This window comes from Xanthomonas sp. 1678, from assembly GCF_031455575.1.
Lineage (GTDB): Bacteria > Pseudomonadota > Gammaproteobacteria > Xanthomonadales > Xanthomonadaceae > Xanthomonas_A.
The window spans coordinates 16,950-34,380 of record NZ_JAVDSZ010000012.1; the positions used below are offsets into that span (position 1 = coordinate 16,950).

A 17,431-nucleotide genomic window follows, 5' to 3' on the forward strand; every position below is an offset into this window, starting at 1 on the left:
CAGCGGGCGGGCGAGCGGCGACCCGCACGGTCGCAGCGCCCGCGCCGCCCGCCGCAGGGCAGCGCGTTCGCCTTACCCTCGCCGGCGGACCCTCTTCCGCCGGAAGCGGGAAGCAACGCCCCCACCACCGGTTCCCCTAGGCCATGACCAACAGCGCGCACCGCCTCTCGATCACGGAAAAGATCGGCTACAGCCTCGGCGATCTGGCCGCGAACATCATCTTCCAGACCCTGATCACCTTTCTGGCGTTCTTCTACACCGACGTCTACAAGATCCCGGCCGCGTCGGCGGCGAGCATCATCTTCGTCGTCGGCCTGCTCGGCGCGTTCGTGTTCACGCCGCTGGTGGGCATCCTCGCCGACCGCACCCGCAGCCGCTGGGGCAAGTTCCGGCCATGGATCCTGTGGACCGCGATCCCGTTCGGCGCCGCCTCGCTGCTGGCGTTCACCACGCCGGATCTGGGCGAGCGCGGCAAGACCGTCTTCGCGCTGGCCAGCTATTCGCTGCTGATGCTGGTCTACGTGGCCAACAACCTGCCGTACTCGGCGCTGAGCGGCGTGCTGACCGGCAGCATGGCCCAGCGCAACAGCCTGTCCTCGTACCGCTTCGTGGCGGTGATGATCGCGCAGTTCATCATCCAGGTGTTGCTGCTGCCGCTGGTGCTGATCCTCGGCGACGGCGACAAGGCGCGCGGCTTCCACAATGCGATGGCGCTGTTCGCGGCGACCGGCACGCTGTGCTTCCTGATCACCTTCTTCACCACCCGCGAGCGGGTGCTGCCGCTGTCCGAGCGCGCCTCCAGCGTGCGCGAGGACCTGACCGACCTGGTACGCAACAAGCCGTGGCTGGTGATGCTGGCCCTGACCATCCTGGTGTTCGTCAACCTGGCGATGAAGGGCGGCATGTACGTTTACTACTTCAAGTACTACCTGGACGCCGCTGCGCTGTCGCGGTTCCTCGACGGCAGCGGTTTCAACACGCTGATCGCCGGCGCCAACGCGATGACCACCCGCGCCGGCCTGGCCGCGCTGCAATGGCCGCAGGACGCGCCGACCTCGGCGTTCAGCGCGTTCAGCGCCGGCGGCATCCTGTTCATGATCGTCGGCATCGGCTGTTCCAAGCCGCTGGCCGACCGCTTCGGCAAGCGCGACGTGTTCGGCGCCGCGTTGCTGGTCTCGACGCTGTTCCTGCTGGCGTTCTACCTGTATCCGCCCGATGCCATCGCGCTGGTGTTCGGTTCGTACATCCTGCACGGCTTCTTCTACGGCATCACCATCCCGCTGCTGTGGGCGATGATCGCCGACGTCGCCGACTACTCGGAATGGAAGAACCACCGCCGCGCCACCGCGATCATCTTCTCGGCGATGATGTGCGGGCTGAAGATCGGCCTGAGCATCGGCGGTGCGCTGGTCGCGGCGATCCTGGCGTTCTACGGCTACGATGCGGCGCTGCCGCAGCAGAGCGCCGCCGTCACCCACGGCATCCGCCTGGCGGTGAGCGTGTACAGCGCCACGCCGTTCCTGCTGTGCGTGGCCGCGCTGTTCCTCTACGAAATCAACAAGCCCATGGAAGCGCGCATCGAGCGCGAGCTGGAGGCGCGCCGCCTGCGCGCGTCCTCCGGCGCCATCGGCTGAACCCGACACGATCCCCCCGGAGCCCCACCGCGCCATGCCCCCCGCCATCGACGCCGACGACCTGCAGACCCTGGCCAGCCGCGCCATCTCGCCACCGCTGGTGACCCACATGTACACCGCCGATCCGTCGGCACACGTCTTCGACGGCGCGATCTACATCTACCCCTCGCACGACATCGACGCCGGCGTGCCGTTCAACGACGACGGCGGCCATTTCGACATGGAGGACTATCACGTGTTCCGCATGGACAGCGCCGACGGTCCGGTGGTGGACTGCGGCGTGGCGCTGCACGTGAAGGACGTGCCGTGGGCCGAACGGCAGATGTGGGCGCCGGACGCGGCGTGCAAGGACGGGCGCTACTACCTGTATTTCCCGGCCAAGCGCGCCGACGGCATCTTCCAGATCGGCGTGGCCATCGGCACGCGCCCGCAGGGCCCGTTCACCGCCGAACCGCTGGCCATCGACGGCAGCTACTCGATCGATCCGGCGGTGTTCGCCGACGACGACGGCGAGCACTACCTGTACTTCGGCGGGATCTGGGGCGGGCAGCTGCAGAAGTACCGCGACAACGTCTATGCGCAGGCGCACGAGGAACCGGCCGATGCCGAGCCGGCGCTGGGGCCGCGGGTGGCGCGATTGCGCGCGGACATGACCCAGTTCGCCGAGCCGCCGCGCGAGGTCAGCATCGTCGACGAACACGGCCAGCCGCTGCTGGCCGGCGACCATGCGCGCCGCTTCTTCGAAGCGCCGTGGCTGCACAAATACGATGGGCGCTACTACCTGTCCTATTCCACCGGCAACACCCACCTGCTGTGCTACGCGGTGGCCGACACGCCGTACGGACCGTTCACCTACCAGGGACCGATCATGCGTCCGGTGATCGGCTGGACCACCCACCATTCGATCTGCCAGTTCCAGGGCCGGTGGTACCTGTTCTATCACGACTCGGCGCTGTCCGGCGGCGTGACTCATCTGCGCTGCATCAAGCTCACCGAGCTGCACCACGACGCGCACGGGCGCATCGCGCCGATCGATCCCTACGGCGGTTGAGCGCGCGCAGGACGCCCGTGCCGCGGTGCGTAATTCCGCCGCGGCGCACGCGCAGCGCCAGCCGGCGCTGCACGTGCGCTGCGGCGCCGCCGGATTACGGCATCCACACCAGGTTCTGGGTCTGCGGATCGGCGGTGACCTTGTCGATCTTGCCGGCACCGTCGAAGGACACCTGGAACTCGCCGAAGCTGCTCCGCCAGTAGCGCCACAGGGCGCTGTCCAGGTTCGGGTTCTCGCTGCTGATCGGGTAGCCCAGCGCCATCAGCGTCTGTTCGCGGGTCATGCCCTTGGTGACGCGGCTGCTGCCGATCGCCTCGCGGATCTTGGCCGGATACGCCGCCAGCTTGAGCTTTGGATCCTGCGTGACCACGTAGCGCTTGGCGAAGGCATCGTTGTCCAGGTCGCGGCTGTAGTCGTTGCCGATCGATTGCTTCTGGCCGTCGATCAGCACGTTGACCCGGTAGCGGCCATAGCCGGTGACCTTGACCGGGGTGCCGGCGGGAATCACCCGCTTGCCGTTCTCGGCATAGTTGCTGTCGCTGATCCAGCTGCCGTCGCTGCGCATGTTGCAGCACAGGAAGCCGTCGTACTTGGCGTCGGCCGCGGCGGCCAGGCCAGGCACGGCCGTGCCCACGGCGAGGGCGAGGAACAACAGGGAAGGGCGCAAACGCATGGAGACTCCTTTCTGGGCGGCGATCCTGCCGCCGGTGATGCGGACGAGGGAAATGGCGCCGCCTCCGCCGCGGCGCCGCGTGCATTGTGCCGGCAACCGCGCCGCCGACAAAGCGCCGCCGCGGCGCACGGTGACGGCAGACCCGTCGCCTGTGTATGCTCGGGCCTCGTGGAAGACATGACGCCCGCCGAGATCTCCCTGCGCATCGACGCCCTGCGTCGCGAGCACCGTGCGCTTGACGAACAGATCCAGCGCACCCCGGCCAACCTCGACGACGAACTGCAGGCCAAGCGGCTGAAGAAGCGCAAGCTGCAGCTCAAGGATTGCATCATGCGCCTGGAAAACCTGCTGATTCCCGACGAACCGGCGTGAGCGCGGCGACGTTCTTCAGTATCGGCCACTCCACCCGTGGCCTGGACGCGTTCCTGGAGATCCTGCACGGCGCGCAGATCGAGCAGCTGGCCGACGTGCGCGCGTTTCCGTATTCGCGGCGCTTCCCGCAGTTCGACGGCAGCGCATTGGCGCGCACGCTGGCCGCCGAGGGCATCGGCTACCAGCATTTCCGCGCGCTGGGCGGGCGCCGCGGCAAGCAGCCCGGCGTGGACCCGCAGCGCAACGGCCATTGGCGTAGCGTCAGCTTCCACAACTACGCCGACTACGCGCTGGGCGCCGAATTCGGCGAAGCGTTCGCGCAGCTGCGCGAACTCGGCAGCCGCGGCGCGTGCGCGGTGATGTGCGCCGAGGCCTACTGGCGCCAGTGCCACCGCCAGATCGTCTGCGATCACCTGCTGCACCACGGCCACCCGGTGATCCACCTGATCGATGCCAAGCGCCGCGAGCCGGCCACCCTCAATCCCGCCGCACGTACCGACGCGCACGGGCAACTGGTCTATCCGCCGGATGTCGCGCCTGCAGGGCCGGTCACCGGCGATCTGTTCGGCGGCTGAGCCTTCGATCCGTACGACGTCACCTGTAGGGGCGGCTTCAGCCGCGACAGGGTCTTACTGGTGGTGTCTGTCGCGGCTGAAGCCGCTCCTACAGGTCTGTGCTAGCCGCGAGAAAGCGTCAGCGGATTGCGTTCGATACGGTAGCCGTTCAATCCTGCGGCACCACCGGCTCCTCGGTCTTCGCCGCTTCCGGGCTGACCCGCTCGATGGTGTGACGCAATTCGCGGCCTAGAATGAACTTGGCGTCTTTCGCCCAGGCGTCCAGGCGCTCGTCGAACAGCAGCTTGCTGTTCTCGTCCGGCCATACCAGCTTCAGTTCGCGCAGCTTCTGGATGAAGCCGCGGAACAGGGTCTTGTCGAAGAACTCCGGCGCGGCCGGGGCATACAGCAGGCTCAGGCGCTGCGCGGCCTGCTGGCACAGGCTTTCCAGTTCGCCGGCGCCGAGCTTGCCGGGGCCGTTCTTGACCAGCACCGAAATGGCGATGTAGTAGCGCTCGAACGCCTGCTGCAGCGAATGCCCGATCGCGCGCAGGCGGAACACCTCGTCGGTCTGCCCGGTGTTGCGCGCCAGCACGCCGCCGTCGTCGTCGTTGACCTGCAGCAGCAGCCCTTCGCGCACGAACACCTCAATGGTGCGCTCGATGCGCTCGGCGAACTGGTCCTCGCTCCACGGCAGGAACAGTTCGGCCTGCAGGAACGGGTACACGATGCGGCCCAGCCGCAGCAGCCCGGAGCGGCTCATGCGGCGGTTGTTCTGGAAGCAGCACGCCACCCACGAGGAGGCGGTGAACAGGTGCAGCACGTTGTTGCGGAAGTAGCTCAGCAGCACCGCGTTGTCGCCGTTGACGCTGAGCACGTCGCCGAGCGGATGCGGCGTGCGCGTCAGCACGTTGATCTCCTCGGCGTGGGCGATGATGCGCTCTGGCGAATGCGGGGTGACGGTGACCCGGTCCGAGTACGGCAGTTCGGCCAGCAGCTTCTTGCACAGTTCGATCTGCGCGATCAGGTCGGCCTCGCCCATCGCGTGCTTGGGCGTGGACAGCAGCGCCAGCGCCAGCAGGTTGACCGGATTGACGTCGGCGGCGGCGTTGATGTGCACCTGGATCTGCTGCGCCAGCGCATCCACGGTGCCGTTCAACCAGTTCGGCTTCTCGTCCTCGCCCAGCGGCTGGCCGTCCCATTCCGGCGCGCGCTGCGCCAGCACCTGGCTCAACGCGATCGGCTCGCCGAAGTTCACCACCACCTGGCCATAGTTCTGCTTGAGCACCTTGGGGATGCTCCACAGCAGGCCCCAGATCGATTCCTTCTCCTTGGGCCGGCCGCTGAGTTCGTCGAGATAGCTGTTGCCTTCCATCAGCTTCTCGTAGCCGACGTAGATCGGCTGGAACAGCACCGGCTTGCGCGGCTGGCGCAGGAACGCGCGCAGGGTCATCGCGATCATGCCGCCCTTGGGCTGCAGCAGCCGGCCGGTGCGCGAGCGCCCGCCCTCGACGAAGTATTCGATCGAGTAGCCGCCGGCCACCAGCTGCGCCACGTATTCGCTGAGCACCGCCGAGTACAGCGCGTTGCCGCGGATCGAGCGGCGGATGAAGAACGCGCCGCCCTTGCGCAGCAACTGCCCGACCACCGGCAGGTTGAGGTTGATGCCGGCCACGATGTGCGGCGGCACGATGCCGCGCTCGTACAGCAGGTAGGACAGCAGCAGGTAGTCCATGTGGCTGCGGTGGCTGGGCACGTAGATCACTTCGTGTCCGGGCGCGGCTTCCTTCAGCTTGTCCAGGTGGTGCACCAGCACGCCGGCGTAGATGCGGTTCCACACATGGGTGAGCAGGAAGCTGGCCGAGCGCACCACCGGGCTGGAATAGTCGGCGGCGATTTCCCAGGCATAGGCGTGGGCCTTGCGCCAGGCGTCCATCGGCTTGCTGTTGTCGCGCTTGGCCTGTGCGGCGATCGCCTCGCGCACCGGCTCGGCGGCCAGCACCTGGTCCACCAGCAGGCGCCGGGTCGACAGGTCCGGCCCGATCACCGCCTCGCGGATGCGCCGGAAATGGGTGCGCAGCACGCGCTGCAGCTTGCGCACGGTGCGCTCCGGCGGCAGCCCTTCCTCGATCGTCTGCCGCATCGACACCGGCGGGGCGAAGCGCACGATGGTGCTGCGGCCGTTGAGCAGCACGCCGAGCAGGCGCCGGAAGCTGCCGACCAGCGCCCAGTTCTCCGAGAACAGCACCGCGAACCAGCCGCTCTGCTTGTCCGGCGCGCGGCCGACGAAGATCGACACCGGCACCAGGTGGATGTCCAGGTCCGGACGCTCGCGGTGCGCCTGCAGCAGCTTGGCCAGCGAGTCGGAGTGGGTCTTGGCGCCGCGCTGCTCGGGGATCAGCGCGTTGTTGCTGCTGCGCCGCGACAGCGCCAGGTAGGCGCGCTTGCGCCCCAGCGGGTCGCCGGGCAGCGGCACCAGCGGCGACGGCAGGCCGGCCTCGCGGCAGGCCTTGTCCAGGATCAGCGCGTTGGACAGGCCGTAGTCCTCCAGCACGTAGACCACCGGGCGGCCGTCGTCGTACTGGCCAGGTTCGGCCGGTTCGATCTTCAGGCCCAGCCACGGATCGGCCACGCGCCCGAGCAGGCGCGCCCACAGCGGCCGCTTGGCGGTGCGCACGCTGGACGGCGGCACCGGCAGCGCCGCCGCACCTGGCGCTTCGGCGGCGTCGCCGCTGGCCGGGGCGGGCGGCGACGCCGCCGGGTCCGGCGCGCGCGCGCCCGCGGCGTCGTCGGGAAAGGGGAGGGGATTTTGTTCTGGCATCGGCGTCATTATCGCTTAGCCGGCGGCGCGGGGCCGGCGGCCGGGGGCGCCGGGGCATCGGCAGGCGGGGCGGGGCCCGCGATCGGTGCCGCCGCGGCGGCCAGCAGCGCGTCCACCTCGTGCAGGGTATCGCGCAGGTACCAGTGGCCCTGGCGGCGCACCAGCACCGCGGTGGTGTCGATCTGCGCGCCGGCCAGCGGGTACTGGATGCGCACCACGGCCTGGTCGCCCTGTTGGCTGACCAGCCCGGTGCGCAGTTCGCGCGCACTGGCGTCCAGATCCAGGCCGTAGTCGCCCAGCACCGCCTTCAGGTCGGCCAGGAATGGACCGAGCCGGGCCAGGCTCTGCTCCATGCCCAGGCCATGCAGATCGGCCTCGCTGCGCAGGCCGGTGCGGCGTGCGGCGGCACTGAGCCGGGCGATCGCCGCCTGCGCGCGCTTGCGCTCGGACAGCGGCGCGTGTTCGGCCCAGCCGCTCAGCGCCTGCACCAGCTGCACGTAGTGGCCGCGCTGCTCCGGCGTATAGTCGCCCTGGTTGCGCAGGTACTGCACGCCGAACAGGCCCAGCGAGTGCGCGGCCTGGCGCAGGCTCGCCGCCTGTCCGCCGAACTGCGCATCGAAGGCCCGTTGCAGCTGGCGCTCGGCGTCCGGCGCGGACAGGGTGTCGAGGATCTCCGGCAGGCGTTCGGCCAGCGGCAGCTGGGTCAGCGGCCAGCGGCTGCGGTCCTCGCTCCAGGCCTGTTGCAGGCGCCGGTACTGCTCCGGCGGGACCGCGGCGCGGGCATAGCCGGCCAGGTCGTTGCGTTGCAGCGTGCGCGCCAGCTCGCGCACCGCCGCGGCCGGTTCGGCGCTGGCGCCGGGCAGTTCGGCGGGGCTGCGCTTGCAGCCGGCCAGGGCCAGCACCGCCAGCAGCAGCGCGGGAACGACAAGCGTGGGCGTGAGCCGGGTCGGGCGTGGCGGCGACATACTCTATTCGGCTCGTTCCCCAAAACGTTCCGCATCTTGCTGGGCGCAGGCGATTCCGGCAAGCCGCGCGCCGCGGTCGGGAACCTGCGCGGCGCCAGCCGGGCCGTGCGCGGATGTCGCACCGGGACAATTCCTGACCCGTTCGGTTCCGCCGAGACAACGATGTCGGCACTGTGTCCGCGTATCGCACAGCGTGCCGCCACATTCCGCAATGTTGCGGCGCATCATGTAACCGCTTGCAGTTGCTGTTACCGTCCGCCCACCTCGACTTGAGGTGGTACTGGACGGGGGTCCCAGTGCGATACAGGTCCGACATCTTCCGAGCGCTGGGTCACGGTGGCATTGGCCGCTGCGGCTTGGCGCTGGCCTGCGTTCTGTGCGGGTTCGCCATGACCTTGCCCGTGCAGGCGCAGGACGGCCGCTTGCCGCCGCGCGATGCGTGGCGCGCCTCCAGTTCCTCCAGCCAGGTCAAGGCGCAGGCGATCGAATACCTGATCGACGGCGACGCGACCACTCGCACCGGCGGCGCCTTCAGTCCCGGGCATTGGTTCCAGGTCGACCTGGGCCGCGTGGCGCAGGTCGGCGGCGTGCATCTGCAATGGGATACCGCCAATCCGGAAGGCTTCCTGCTGCAGGCCTCCACCGATGGCCAGCGCTGGGACACGGTCTACACCATGGCCGACTCCATGGGCGGCAGCGAGACGCTGTTCTTCGCGCCGCGCCGCGCACGCTACCTGCGCCTGGCCAGCCCCGAACGCACCGCCGACTGGGGCGTGTCGATCTTCGAGATGGAACCGCTGGGCGCTGCGGCCAGCGCGCAGCTGCGCGGCGTGGCGGTGGCCGATGCGGCCGCGTTGTGGCAAGGCGGCGCGGCGGTGCCGATGCCCGGCAAGGGCAAGCAGGCACGGCAGCTGGACATCGCCTTCCCGCGCGCATTCGCCAGCACCGGCCTGATCGTCGAGTTCGCCGGCGCGCATGGCGCGGCGCGGCTGCAGGCGCAGGATACCGCCGGCCGCTGGAGCACGCTGGCCGAGGATCCGCAGGCCGGGCAGAGCGACAGCGCCTACCTGGCCGGCACCGCGCCGGTGCAGGCGCGCGCGCTGCGCCTGAGCGTGGACGCCGCGCCCGGCGCCGCCGCACCGGCGCTGCGCCGCCTGCGCCTGCTCGGGCCGAAGGCGCTGATGACGCCGATGAAGCGCTACCAGGTCGCCGCGCAGCGCGGCGAACGCGCGCTGTTCCCGGCCTCGCTGCACATGCAGCAGACCTATTGGACCGCGGTCGGCATCCACGCCGGCCGGCAGAAATCGATCTTCGACGAGTACGGCAACCTGGAGGCGTGGAAGGGCGCGCCGCTGGTGCAGCCGCTGTGGCGCGACGCGTCCGGCAGCGCCGCCGGCGCCGATGGGCATGCGCTGACGCATGCGCTGCGCGATGGCTGGAAGCCGATGCCGTCGGTGCGCTGGTCGCCGCAGCCGGGGCTGGAACTGCGCAGCGAGACCTTCGCGATCGAGCACAACGGGCAACCGGTGACGCTGCTGCGCCACCGCTTGCGCAACACCGGCACCACCCCGGTCAGCGGCACGCTGTCGCTGCTGGTGCGGCCGATGCAGATGAACCCGCCGTGGCAGAACGGCGGCCTGTCGCCGATCCACGACGTGGCCGTCGAAGACGCCGCGGTGCGCGTCAATGGCCGCCTGCTGCTGGAATCGCTGAGCGCGCCCAGCGGCGCCGGCGCCGAAGCGTTCGGCGCGCATGGGGAAACCGAGATCACCCGCCACGTCGCCGCCGGCACGCTGCCGGCGCAACGCCAGGCGCACGACGCCGACGGCCTGGCCGCGGCGATGCTGAACTACACGGTGTCGCTGGCGCCGGGCGCGCAGCAGGACGTGGTGCTGGCGTTCCCGCTCGGCACCGCCAACGCCGACAAGCAGGGCCGCCTGCCGCCGGCGCCGGCGCTGGACCGCGCCGCGCTGCTCGGCGCCGCGGGCCGCGATCCGGGCCGCAGCTTCGACGCGCTGGCCGATCGCGTCTCCGCGGATTGGCAGCGCCGGCTCGGCAACGTCGGGCTGACCCTGCCCGACGCCAGCCTGGTCGACATGCTGCGCGCGCAGGCCGCGTACATGCTGATCAACCAGACCGGCCCGGCGATGCAGCCCGGTCCGCGCAACTACAACCGCTCCTTCATCCGCGACGGCATGGCCACCTCGGCGGTCCTGCTGCGCATGGGCCAGGCCAAGGTCGCCCGCGACTACCTGCAGTGGTACAGCGACCACGCGGTGCATCCGAACGGGCTGGTGTCGCCGATCCTCAACGACGACGGCAGCGTCAACGACGGTTTCGGCTCGGACCTGGAGTACGACAGCCAGGGCGAATACATCACCCTGGTCGCCGACGTGGCGCGCCTGGACGGCGGCCCGGAGAGCGTGCGTGCCTACCTGCCGAAGGTGAAGCTGGCGATGCAGTTCATGCAGGAACTGCGCGAGCGCACCCTGGTGCCCGGCTACATGGCCGAGCAGCCGGCGCCGGAGCGTTTCCGCGGCATCCTGGCCCCATCGATCAGCCACGAAGGCTATTCCAGCCCCACCCACAGCTACTGGGACGACTACTGGGCGCTGAAGGGCTGGCACGACGGCGCATGGCTGGCCGAATCGCTGGGCGATGCGCAGACCGCGGCCTGGGCGCGCGAACAGTACGCCGCGCTGCGCACCTCGCTGGCCGCCTCGATCCGCGCCACGATGGCCTGGAAGGGCGCCGACTTCATCCCCGCCGCGGCCGACTTGGGCGACGGCGACCCGAGCAGCGTGTCGATCGCGCTGGATCCCACCGGCCAGCAGGACCTGCTGCCGGAACAGGCGCTGCGCACCACCTTCGCGCGCTACCTGGACGACGTGCGCAAGCGCAAGCAGCCCAACGCGCTGTGGGCGTACTCGCCGTACGAGATGCGCAACGTGCTGACCTACGTGCACCTGGACCAGCCGCAGGTCGCCGACGAGCTGCTGCAGGACATGATGCGCGACCGCCGCCCGTTCGAATGGCAGGTGCTGGCCGAAGTGGTGCAGTCGCGGCTGCGCTTCCCGCGCTACCTCGGCGACATGCCGCATACCTGGATCGGCGCGGAGTACGCGCGCACCCTGTTCGGCATGCTGATGCACGAAGGCGACGACGCGCTGGTGCTGCTGCCGGGCGCGCCGCCGTCGTGGCTGGCCGGCGACGGCCTGTCGGTGCAGCGCCTGCCCACCGCCTATGGTCAGCTGAGCATGCGCGCGCGCCAGCGCGACGACGTGCTGCGCGTCGAACTCGGCAGCGGGCTGCGTGCCGGCACCGCGGTGCGCGTGGTGTGGCCCTCGCGCACGCGGCCGACGCAGCTGCGCGTGGACGGCCGCCGCGTCGACGACTACGACGCCGGCGGCGTAGTGCTGAGCAAGCCGTTCCGGACCCTGGAGGCACGCTGGTGAACCCGCGGATCGCGCAAGCGCCGGAACAGCGCGCCAGCATCACCATCAAGGACGTGGCGCGCATGGCCAACGTCTCGGTGGCGACGGTGTCGCGCACCATGAACGGCCACCAGCACGTGGCCGAGCCGGTGCGCGCGCGGGTGCTGGAAGCGGCGCGCACGCTGCACTACGTGCCGCATCACGCCGCGCGCAGCCTCAGCAGCCGCCGCACCCACACCATCGGCGTGATCCTGCCCGACCTGCACGGCGAGTTCTTCTCCGAACTGATCCGCGGCATCGACACCGTCGCGCGCGAGCGCGGCCTGCACCTGCTGGTGTCCAGTTACCACGGCGAGCCGGAGGAGCAGCGGCTGGCGGTGCGGCGCATGCCCGGGCGCGTGGACGGACTGCTGATCATGTCGCCGTACCTGGGCAGCGGCGCCGACGAGGCCATCGACATGCTCCCCGGCGCCCTGCCGGCGGTGCTGATGAACTGCGCCGAGCGCATCGCCGACACGCAGGTGCTCAACGTCGACAACTACGGCGGCGCGCGTGCGATGACCCGCCACCTGCTCGACAGCGGCCACCGCCGCATCGCCTTCATCTCCGGGCCGGACGACAATTTCGATGCGCGCGAACGCCTGCGCGGCTACCGCGACGAGTTGCACGAGCGCAGCCCGCAGACGCCGCCGCGGGTGCTGCCGGGCGACTTCGACGAAGCCTCCGGCTACCGCGCCGGACAGGCGCTGCTGCAGGGCGAGCGCCCGGACGTGGTGTTCGCGGCCAACGACATGATGGCGCTCGGCTGCCTGTTCGCCTTCACCCATGCCGGCCTGCGCGTGCCCGACGACATCGCCCTGGCCGGCTTCGACGACGTGCCGATGGCGCGCTACGTGCACCCGGCGCTGACCACGATGCGGGTGGACATCGCCGGCTTCGGCGCGCGCGCGATGCAGCTGCTGATCGCCGCGCTGGAGCCGCAGACCGCGTCCGCGCCGTCCTCCACCGATATCGCCCCGCAATTGATCGTCCGTGCGTCCAGTGTCCAGCGGGGAACCGCCATGGACTGACACGCCCGACGCGTTTCACACCACCACCGTCTGCATCCAACTAGAAGAAACCACGAATGATCCCGTTTACCACCCTGGGAGGGGTACTGTCATGAAGAGCAAGCGTTCCGCTTCCAACCTGCCCGCACGCAGCCTGCTGTGCTGCGCGCTGGCGACCTGCCTGTTCGCCTCGATGCCGGCGATGGCGCAGTCCAGCAACGCGATCCTGCGCGGCCAGGCCCAGGCCGGCGCCGAAGTGGTCGTCACCAACACCGCCACCGGTTCGGTGCGTCGCGCGCCGGTGGGCCCCAACGGCAACTACACCGTGATCGGCCTGCCGCCGGGCACCTATACGGTCGAGTCCAAGGGCGTCACCCGCACGGTGACCCTGCAGGTCGCCTCCTCTTCCACGGTCGATCTCGACGCCAGCGCGGCCGCCGCGCCGACGGGCGACGCCACCACGCTGGGCACGATCAACGTCACCGCGCCGCCGTCGATCAAGGACGTCAAGACCTCCGAGGTCGGCAACATCGTGTCGCTGCGCCAGATCCAGCAGCTGCCGCAGGCCACGCGCAACTTCCTGGAGTTCGCCGACACCGTGCCGGGCATGGTCTTCACCATCGACGGCAACGGCAACACCAAGCTGCGCGGCGGCGCCGCCAACGCCAGCGCCGGCAACCTGTACATCGACGGCGTCGGCCAGAAGAGCTACGTGCGCAGCGGCGGCATCGCCGGCCAGGCCGACACCCAGGGCAACCCGTTCCCGCAGCTGGCGATCGGCGAGTACAAGGTCATCACCTCCAACTACAAGGCCGAGTACGGCCAGGTCAGCGGCGCGGCGATCACCGCGGCGACCAAGTCCGGTACCAACGAGTTCCACGGCGAGGCGTTCTTCCGCTACACCGACCAGGACCTGCGCGACAAGCGCCCGGACGAAGACAACGGCAAGATCGATTCGCAGACCAAGGAATACGGCTTCTCCCTGGGCGGCCCGATCCTGCAGGACCGCATGCACTTCTTCGTCGCCTACGAAGGCAAGGAGAACGTGGCGCCCAAGAGCGTGCAGGCCGAGGCCAATGCGCTGCCCTTCGTCGGCGTGCTGCCGGCCAACCTGTCCAGCCAGTACGGCGCGGCGAACATGCCGTTCGAAGAGGACCTGGTCTTCGCCAAGGTCGACTTCGAACCGACCGACCGCGACCGCATCGAGCTGAGCACCCTGTACCGCGACGAGACCCAGATCGCCAACGTCGGCGGCCTCAACACGCCCGAGCAGGCCACCAACAAGATCAACAAGGACAAGCGCTCGACCCTGCGCTGGCAGCACAGCGCCGACAGCTGGTACAACGAGCTGATCGTGGGCACCGAGGATTCGGAGAACAACCCGACCGCCAAGACCCTCGGCAACGGCATCCTCTACAAGTACCTGGCACCGCGCGCCGGCTCCACCGACGTCGACGAATACACGTTCCTGGCCACCGGCTCGGCTGGCGGCTCCACCGTGCAGCGCAAGAGCCAGAAGGGCTGGTTCCTGCAGAACGACCTGACCTTCACCAGCTTCGAGTGGCACGGCGAACACACCATCAAGATGGGCGTGAACTACAAGGACGTGAAGCTGACCTCGCAGGACGCGGCGGCGGTGAACCCGCAGTTCAGCTACGCCGTCGATGCCAATGGCGTCGCCGCCACGCCGTACCGCGTGGATTTCGTCGCCCCCTACACCACGCCCGGGCAGCGGGCGACGGTGGAGTCGCCGTCCAAGCAGTACGGCATCTACATCCAGGACGACTGGGCCGCCACCGACAAGCTGCTGATCAACGTCGGCGTGCGCTACGACTACGAAGACACCCCGGCCTACACCGACTTCGTCACCTCGCAGGGCTTCGTCGATGCGCTGTACGGCGACGATCCGGACAACCCCGGCCAGCCCTGGGCCAACCGCCTGCTGCCGAGCGGCATCAACGCGGCCGATTACATCAGCACCGGCAACAACCGCAAGAACTTCAAGGATGCGTGGGCACCGCGCCTGGGCTTCTCGTACGATTTCTTCGGCGACGAGACCGCGGTCCTGCACGGCGGCGCCGGCCGTTCGTACGACCGCAACCTGTTCGAGCAGCTCGCGCTGGAAACCAGCAAGGCCGCGCTGTCGCCGGTCGCCGTGTACTTCGAGAACCCGGCCACCGGCCAGTGCTTCCGCAGCGATCGCACCTGCGCTGCGTGGGATCCGCGTTTCCTCAATGGCGTGGACCAGCTGAACACCATTCCCGGCGTCAGCGGCAGCGCCGAGCTGTTCATCTTCAACAACAACATCAAGACCCCGTACAGCGACCAGTACAGCATCGGCATCAGCAACCAGGTCGGCGACTGGCTGACCGACGTGACCTTCCAGCGCGTGCTCAGCTACGACGGCTTCGTGATGTCGCTGATCAACCGCTATCCGAATGGTTCCTACTTCGAGAACGGCAGCGTGCCGTGGGGCGAGCCGGTCCCGGGCTACCAGAACACCATCATCGGCAACAACGGTCTGGAGCAGCGCAGCAGCCAGGTCCTGCTGTCGGCGGAGAAGCCCTACACCAAGGAATCGGGCTGGGGTCTGACCCTGTCCTACACCCACACCAGCGCGCGCCAGAACCGCAACATCGACGAGCCGTTCGCGTTCGACAAGCCGACGGTGGGCGACTATCCGTTCGTGAAGTCTGATGCGGTCTCGGCGCACCGCTTCGTCGCCTCCGGTTCGATCGACGGTCCGTGGGGCGTCACCTTCGGCGCCAAGGTGGTGCTGGCCACGCCCGAGCCGATCAACACCATCGCCTGCTACGGCAGGGTCGATGCGGACGGCGGCACCTGCCAGCAGGTCGGCGTCACTCCGCCGGGCAGCGGCAAGTTCCTGGTCGGCGGCAAGATCTGGGGCTATCGCACGGTCGACTTCCAGGCGAGCAAGGACTTCGCCGTGTACAACGACTTCAAGCTGTCGGCGCGCATCAACCTGCTCAACGCCTTCAACTTCAAGAACTACTCGTCGTATGCGTACAACGGTTTCGGCACCAACGGCAGTTTCGACCCGGACATCACCATCAACAAGACCGGCGAGATCCTGTACGTGCCGCGTACCGTGACCTTCGAGATCGGCGCCAAGTTCTGATCCACCGCAACACGGCCCACGCGCGTGCCCGACCGGCGCGCGTGGGGTTTTTCCGGACGGGGCCGCTTGGCCCCGTTCGCGTATCGGTCGCCTCCTTTCTTCCTGCCTAGGACCGCGCACGCATGATCGCCGCCCCTCTCCGCAACCTGGTCATCGTCGGCGGCGGCACCGCCGGCTGGATGGCCGCCGCCGCGCTGGCGCGCGTGCTGGGCCCGGACTACCGCATCACCCTGATCGAATCGGAACAGATCGGCATCGTCGGCGTCGGCGAAGCCACCGTGCCGCACATCAAGGCCTTCAACAACCTGCTCGGCATCAATGAAGCCGAATTCGTGCGCCAGACCCAGGGCAGCTTCAAGCTCGGCATCGAGTTCGTCGATTGGCAGCGGCCTGGCACCTCCTACGTCCATGGCTTCGGCACCGAGATCGGGCATCCGCTCGGGATGCTGCCGTTCCAGCAGTACTGGTTCAAGCAGGCGCTGCTCGGCAAGGCCAAGCCGCTGGGCGCCTACACGCTCAACACCGTCGCCGCCAAGCGCGGCAAGTTCATGACCTCGGCCAGCGATGCGCCGCCGAATTCGCCGCTGGGCAACATCGCCTACGCCTACCATTTCGACGCGTCGCTGTACGCGTCGTTCCTGCGCGGCTACTCCGAGCAGCGCGGGGTGACCCGGCGCGAGGGCATCGTCGAGGAGGTGCAACTGCATCCGGAATCGGGCGACGTGGTCTCGGTGCGCCTGGCCTCGGGCGAGGTGATCGCCGGCGACCTGTTCATCGATTGCTCCGGTTTCCGCGGCCTGCTGATCGAGCAGGCGCTGCACACCGGCTACCACGATTTCAGCCATTGGCTGCCGTGCGATCGCGCGCTGGCGGTGCCCTGCGCCAAGGTCGGCCCGCCGACGCCGTACACCCGCGCCACCGCGCGCGCGGCCGGCTGGCAGTGGCGCATCCCGCTGCAGCACCGCACCGGCAACGGCTACGTGTATTCCAGCGCGCACATCAGCGACGACGAGGCCGCGGCCACGCTGCTGGCCAACCTGGACGGGCCGGCGCTGGCCGACCCGCGCCCGCTGCGCTTCCTCACCGGGCGGCGCAAGCAGGTGTGGAACCGCAACGTGGTCGCGCTGGGGCTGTCCAGCGGCTTCATGGAGCCGCTGGAATCGACCAGCATTCACCTCATCCAGTCCGGCATCTCCAAGCTGCTGGAGCTGTTTCCGCGCGAGGGCATCAGCCCGGCGCTGGTGCAGCGCTACAACGACCGCATCGCTTTCGAGTTCGACCGCATCCGCGATTTCCTGGTGCTGCACTACAGCGCCACCGAGCGCGACGACAGCGACTTCTGGCGGCAGTGCCGCGCCATGGCGATCACACCCGAACTGCAGGCGACGCTGGACCTGTTCCGCGATAGCGGCCGCTTCTACCGCAACGGCGAGGAGATGTTCGCCGAGATCAGCTGGGTGCAGGTGATGGTCGGGCAGGGCATCCTGCCGCGCGCCTACCACCCGCTGGTGGACCAGATACCGGCCGCGGACATCGAACGCTTCGTCGCCGGCATCGAGCAGACCATCGGCCATTGCGTGGACGCGATGCCGGCGCACCAGGCCTTCATCGACCGCTACTGCGCGGCCGCGCCGCTCTGAACGGATGGCCGGGCGCTTCCCGGGCACAAAAAAAAGAGGCCACGCGCACCAAGGCGCGGGCCTCTTCAAAATCCGACCGAAGCCGGAGAACGGTTTGTG

11 protein-coding genes are annotated in these 17,431 nt (G+C 69.1%); 8 read left to right on the top strand and 3 right to left on the bottom strand.

What is annotated here, in order from left to right:
- Positions 1-143 precede the first annotated feature (143 nt).
- On the top strand, positions 144-1,634 hold the full coding sequence (locus J2Y70_RS18450) for an MFS transporter (RefSeq protein ID WP_309920826.1): 1,491 nt from the start codon (positions 144-146) through the stop codon (positions 1,632-1,634).
- Positions 1,635-1,668: 34 nt separating this feature from the next.
- Positions 1,669-2,685 (top strand): glycoside hydrolase family 43 protein, encoded by a 1,017-nt coding sequence (locus tag J2Y70_RS18455; protein WP_309920829.1) that lies wholly within the window; start codon positions 1,669-1,671, stop codon positions 2,683-2,685.
- 94 nt (positions 2,686-2,779) lie between these two features.
- On the opposite strand, the gene J2Y70_RS18460 is transcribed toward J2Y70_RS18455, so the two are convergent.
- Complete coding sequence (locus tag J2Y70_RS18460) at positions 2,780-3,358, bottom strand: hypothetical protein (RefSeq protein ID WP_263396574.1); 579 nt, start codon at positions 3,356-3,358, stop codon at positions 2,780-2,782.
- Positions 3,359-3,526: 168 nt separating this feature from the next.
- Here J2Y70_RS18460 and J2Y70_RS18465 point away from each other — a divergent pair, with 168 nt between their 5' ends.
- Both J2Y70_RS18465 and J2Y70_RS18470 read left to right on the top strand, forming a co-directional pair.
- Complete coding sequence (locus J2Y70_RS18465) at positions 3,527-3,730, top strand: YdcH family protein (protein WP_038231978.1); 204 nt, start codon at positions 3,527-3,529, stop codon at positions 3,728-3,730.
- Positions 3,727-4,305, top strand: coding sequence for a DUF488 domain-containing protein (locus J2Y70_RS18470; RefSeq protein ID WP_309920834.1), 579 nt, complete (start codon positions 3,727-3,729; stop codon positions 4,303-4,305). Before J2Y70_RS18465 ends, J2Y70_RS18470 begins: the two co-directional genes overlap by 4 nt.
- A 148-nt stretch (positions 4,306-4,453) precedes the next feature.
- Here J2Y70_RS18470 and plsB read toward each other — a convergent pair whose 3' ends face one another.
- Complete coding sequence (plsB, locus tag J2Y70_RS18475) at positions 4,454-7,114, bottom strand: glycerol-3-phosphate 1-O-acyltransferase PlsB (protein WP_309920837.1); 2,661 nt, start codon at positions 7,112-7,114, stop codon at positions 4,454-4,456.
- Positions 7,114-8,070 carry a hypothetical protein gene (locus J2Y70_RS18480; RefSeq protein WP_309920840.1) on the bottom strand — a complete coding sequence of 319 codons (957 nt, stop codon included), beginning with the start codon at positions 8,068-8,070 and terminating at the stop codon, positions 7,114-7,116. Before J2Y70_RS18480 ends, plsB begins: the two co-directional genes overlap by 1 nt.
- Positions 8,071-8,459: 389 nt before the next feature.
- Here J2Y70_RS18480 and J2Y70_RS18485 point away from each other — a divergent pair, with 389 nt between their 5' ends.
- The 4 genes from J2Y70_RS18485 to J2Y70_RS18500 all read left to right on the top strand — a co-directional run bounded on the left by J2Y70_RS18485 (position 8,460) and on the right by J2Y70_RS18500 (position 17,332).
- Complete coding sequence (locus J2Y70_RS18485; RefSeq protein WP_309920842.1) at positions 8,460-11,525, top strand: discoidin domain-containing protein; 3,066 nt, start codon at positions 8,460-8,462, stop codon at positions 11,523-11,525.
- Positions 11,522-12,574 carry a LacI family DNA-binding transcriptional regulator gene (locus J2Y70_RS18490; RefSeq protein ID WP_263396579.1) on the top strand — a complete coding sequence of 351 codons (1,053 nt, stop codon included), beginning with the start codon at positions 11,522-11,524 and terminating at the stop codon, positions 12,572-12,574. The genes J2Y70_RS18485 and J2Y70_RS18490 overlap by 4 nt, the downstream gene beginning before the upstream one ends.
- Positions 12,575-12,665: 91 nt before the next feature.
- Entirely contained in the window at positions 12,666-15,692 is a 3,027-nt protein-coding gene (locus J2Y70_RS18495; RefSeq protein ID WP_309920846.1) for a TonB-dependent receptor, read from the top strand.
- Positions 15,693-15,814: 122 nt separating this feature from the next.
- Complete coding sequence (locus J2Y70_RS18500) at positions 15,815-17,332, top strand: tryptophan 7-halogenase (RefSeq protein ID WP_309920849.1); 1,518 nt, start codon at positions 15,815-15,817, stop codon at positions 17,330-17,332.
- The last annotated feature ends 99 nt before the right edge of the window (positions 17,333-17,431 follow it).

What these genes read in the sequence shown, in the direction of transcription:
- J2Y70_RS18450 (WP_309920826.1), top strand. Translation starts at nt 144, where the DNA reads ATGACCAACAGCGCGCACCGCCTCTCGATCACGGAAAAGATCGGCTAC.
- J2Y70_RS18500 (WP_309920849.1), top strand. Translation starts at nt 15,815, where the DNA reads ATGATCGCCGCCCCTCTCCGCAACCTGGTCATCGTCGGCGGCGGCACC.
- J2Y70_RS18455 (WP_309920829.1), top strand. Translation starts at nt 1,669, where the DNA reads ATGCCCCCCGCCATCGACGCCGACGACCTGCAGACCCTGGCCAGCCGC.
- plsB (WP_309920837.1), bottom strand. Translation starts at nt 7,114, where the DNA reads ATGACGCCGATGCCAGAACAAAATCCCCTCCCCTTTCCCGACGACGCC.
- J2Y70_RS18480 (WP_309920840.1), bottom strand. Translation starts at nt 8,070, where the DNA reads ATGTCGCCGCCACGCCCGACCCGGCTCACGCCCACGCTTGTCGTTCCC.
- J2Y70_RS18495 (WP_309920846.1), top strand. Translation starts at nt 12,666, where the DNA reads ATGAAGAGCAAGCGTTCCGCTTCCAACCTGCCCGCACGCAGCCTGCTG.
- J2Y70_RS18460 (WP_263396574.1), bottom strand. Translation starts at nt 3,358, where the DNA reads ATGCGTTTGCGCCCTTCCCTGTTGTTCCTCGCCCTCGCCGTGGGCACG.
- J2Y70_RS18485 (WP_309920842.1), top strand. Translation starts at nt 8,460, where the DNA reads ATGACCTTGCCCGTGCAGGCGCAGGACGGCCGCTTGCCGCCGCGCGAT.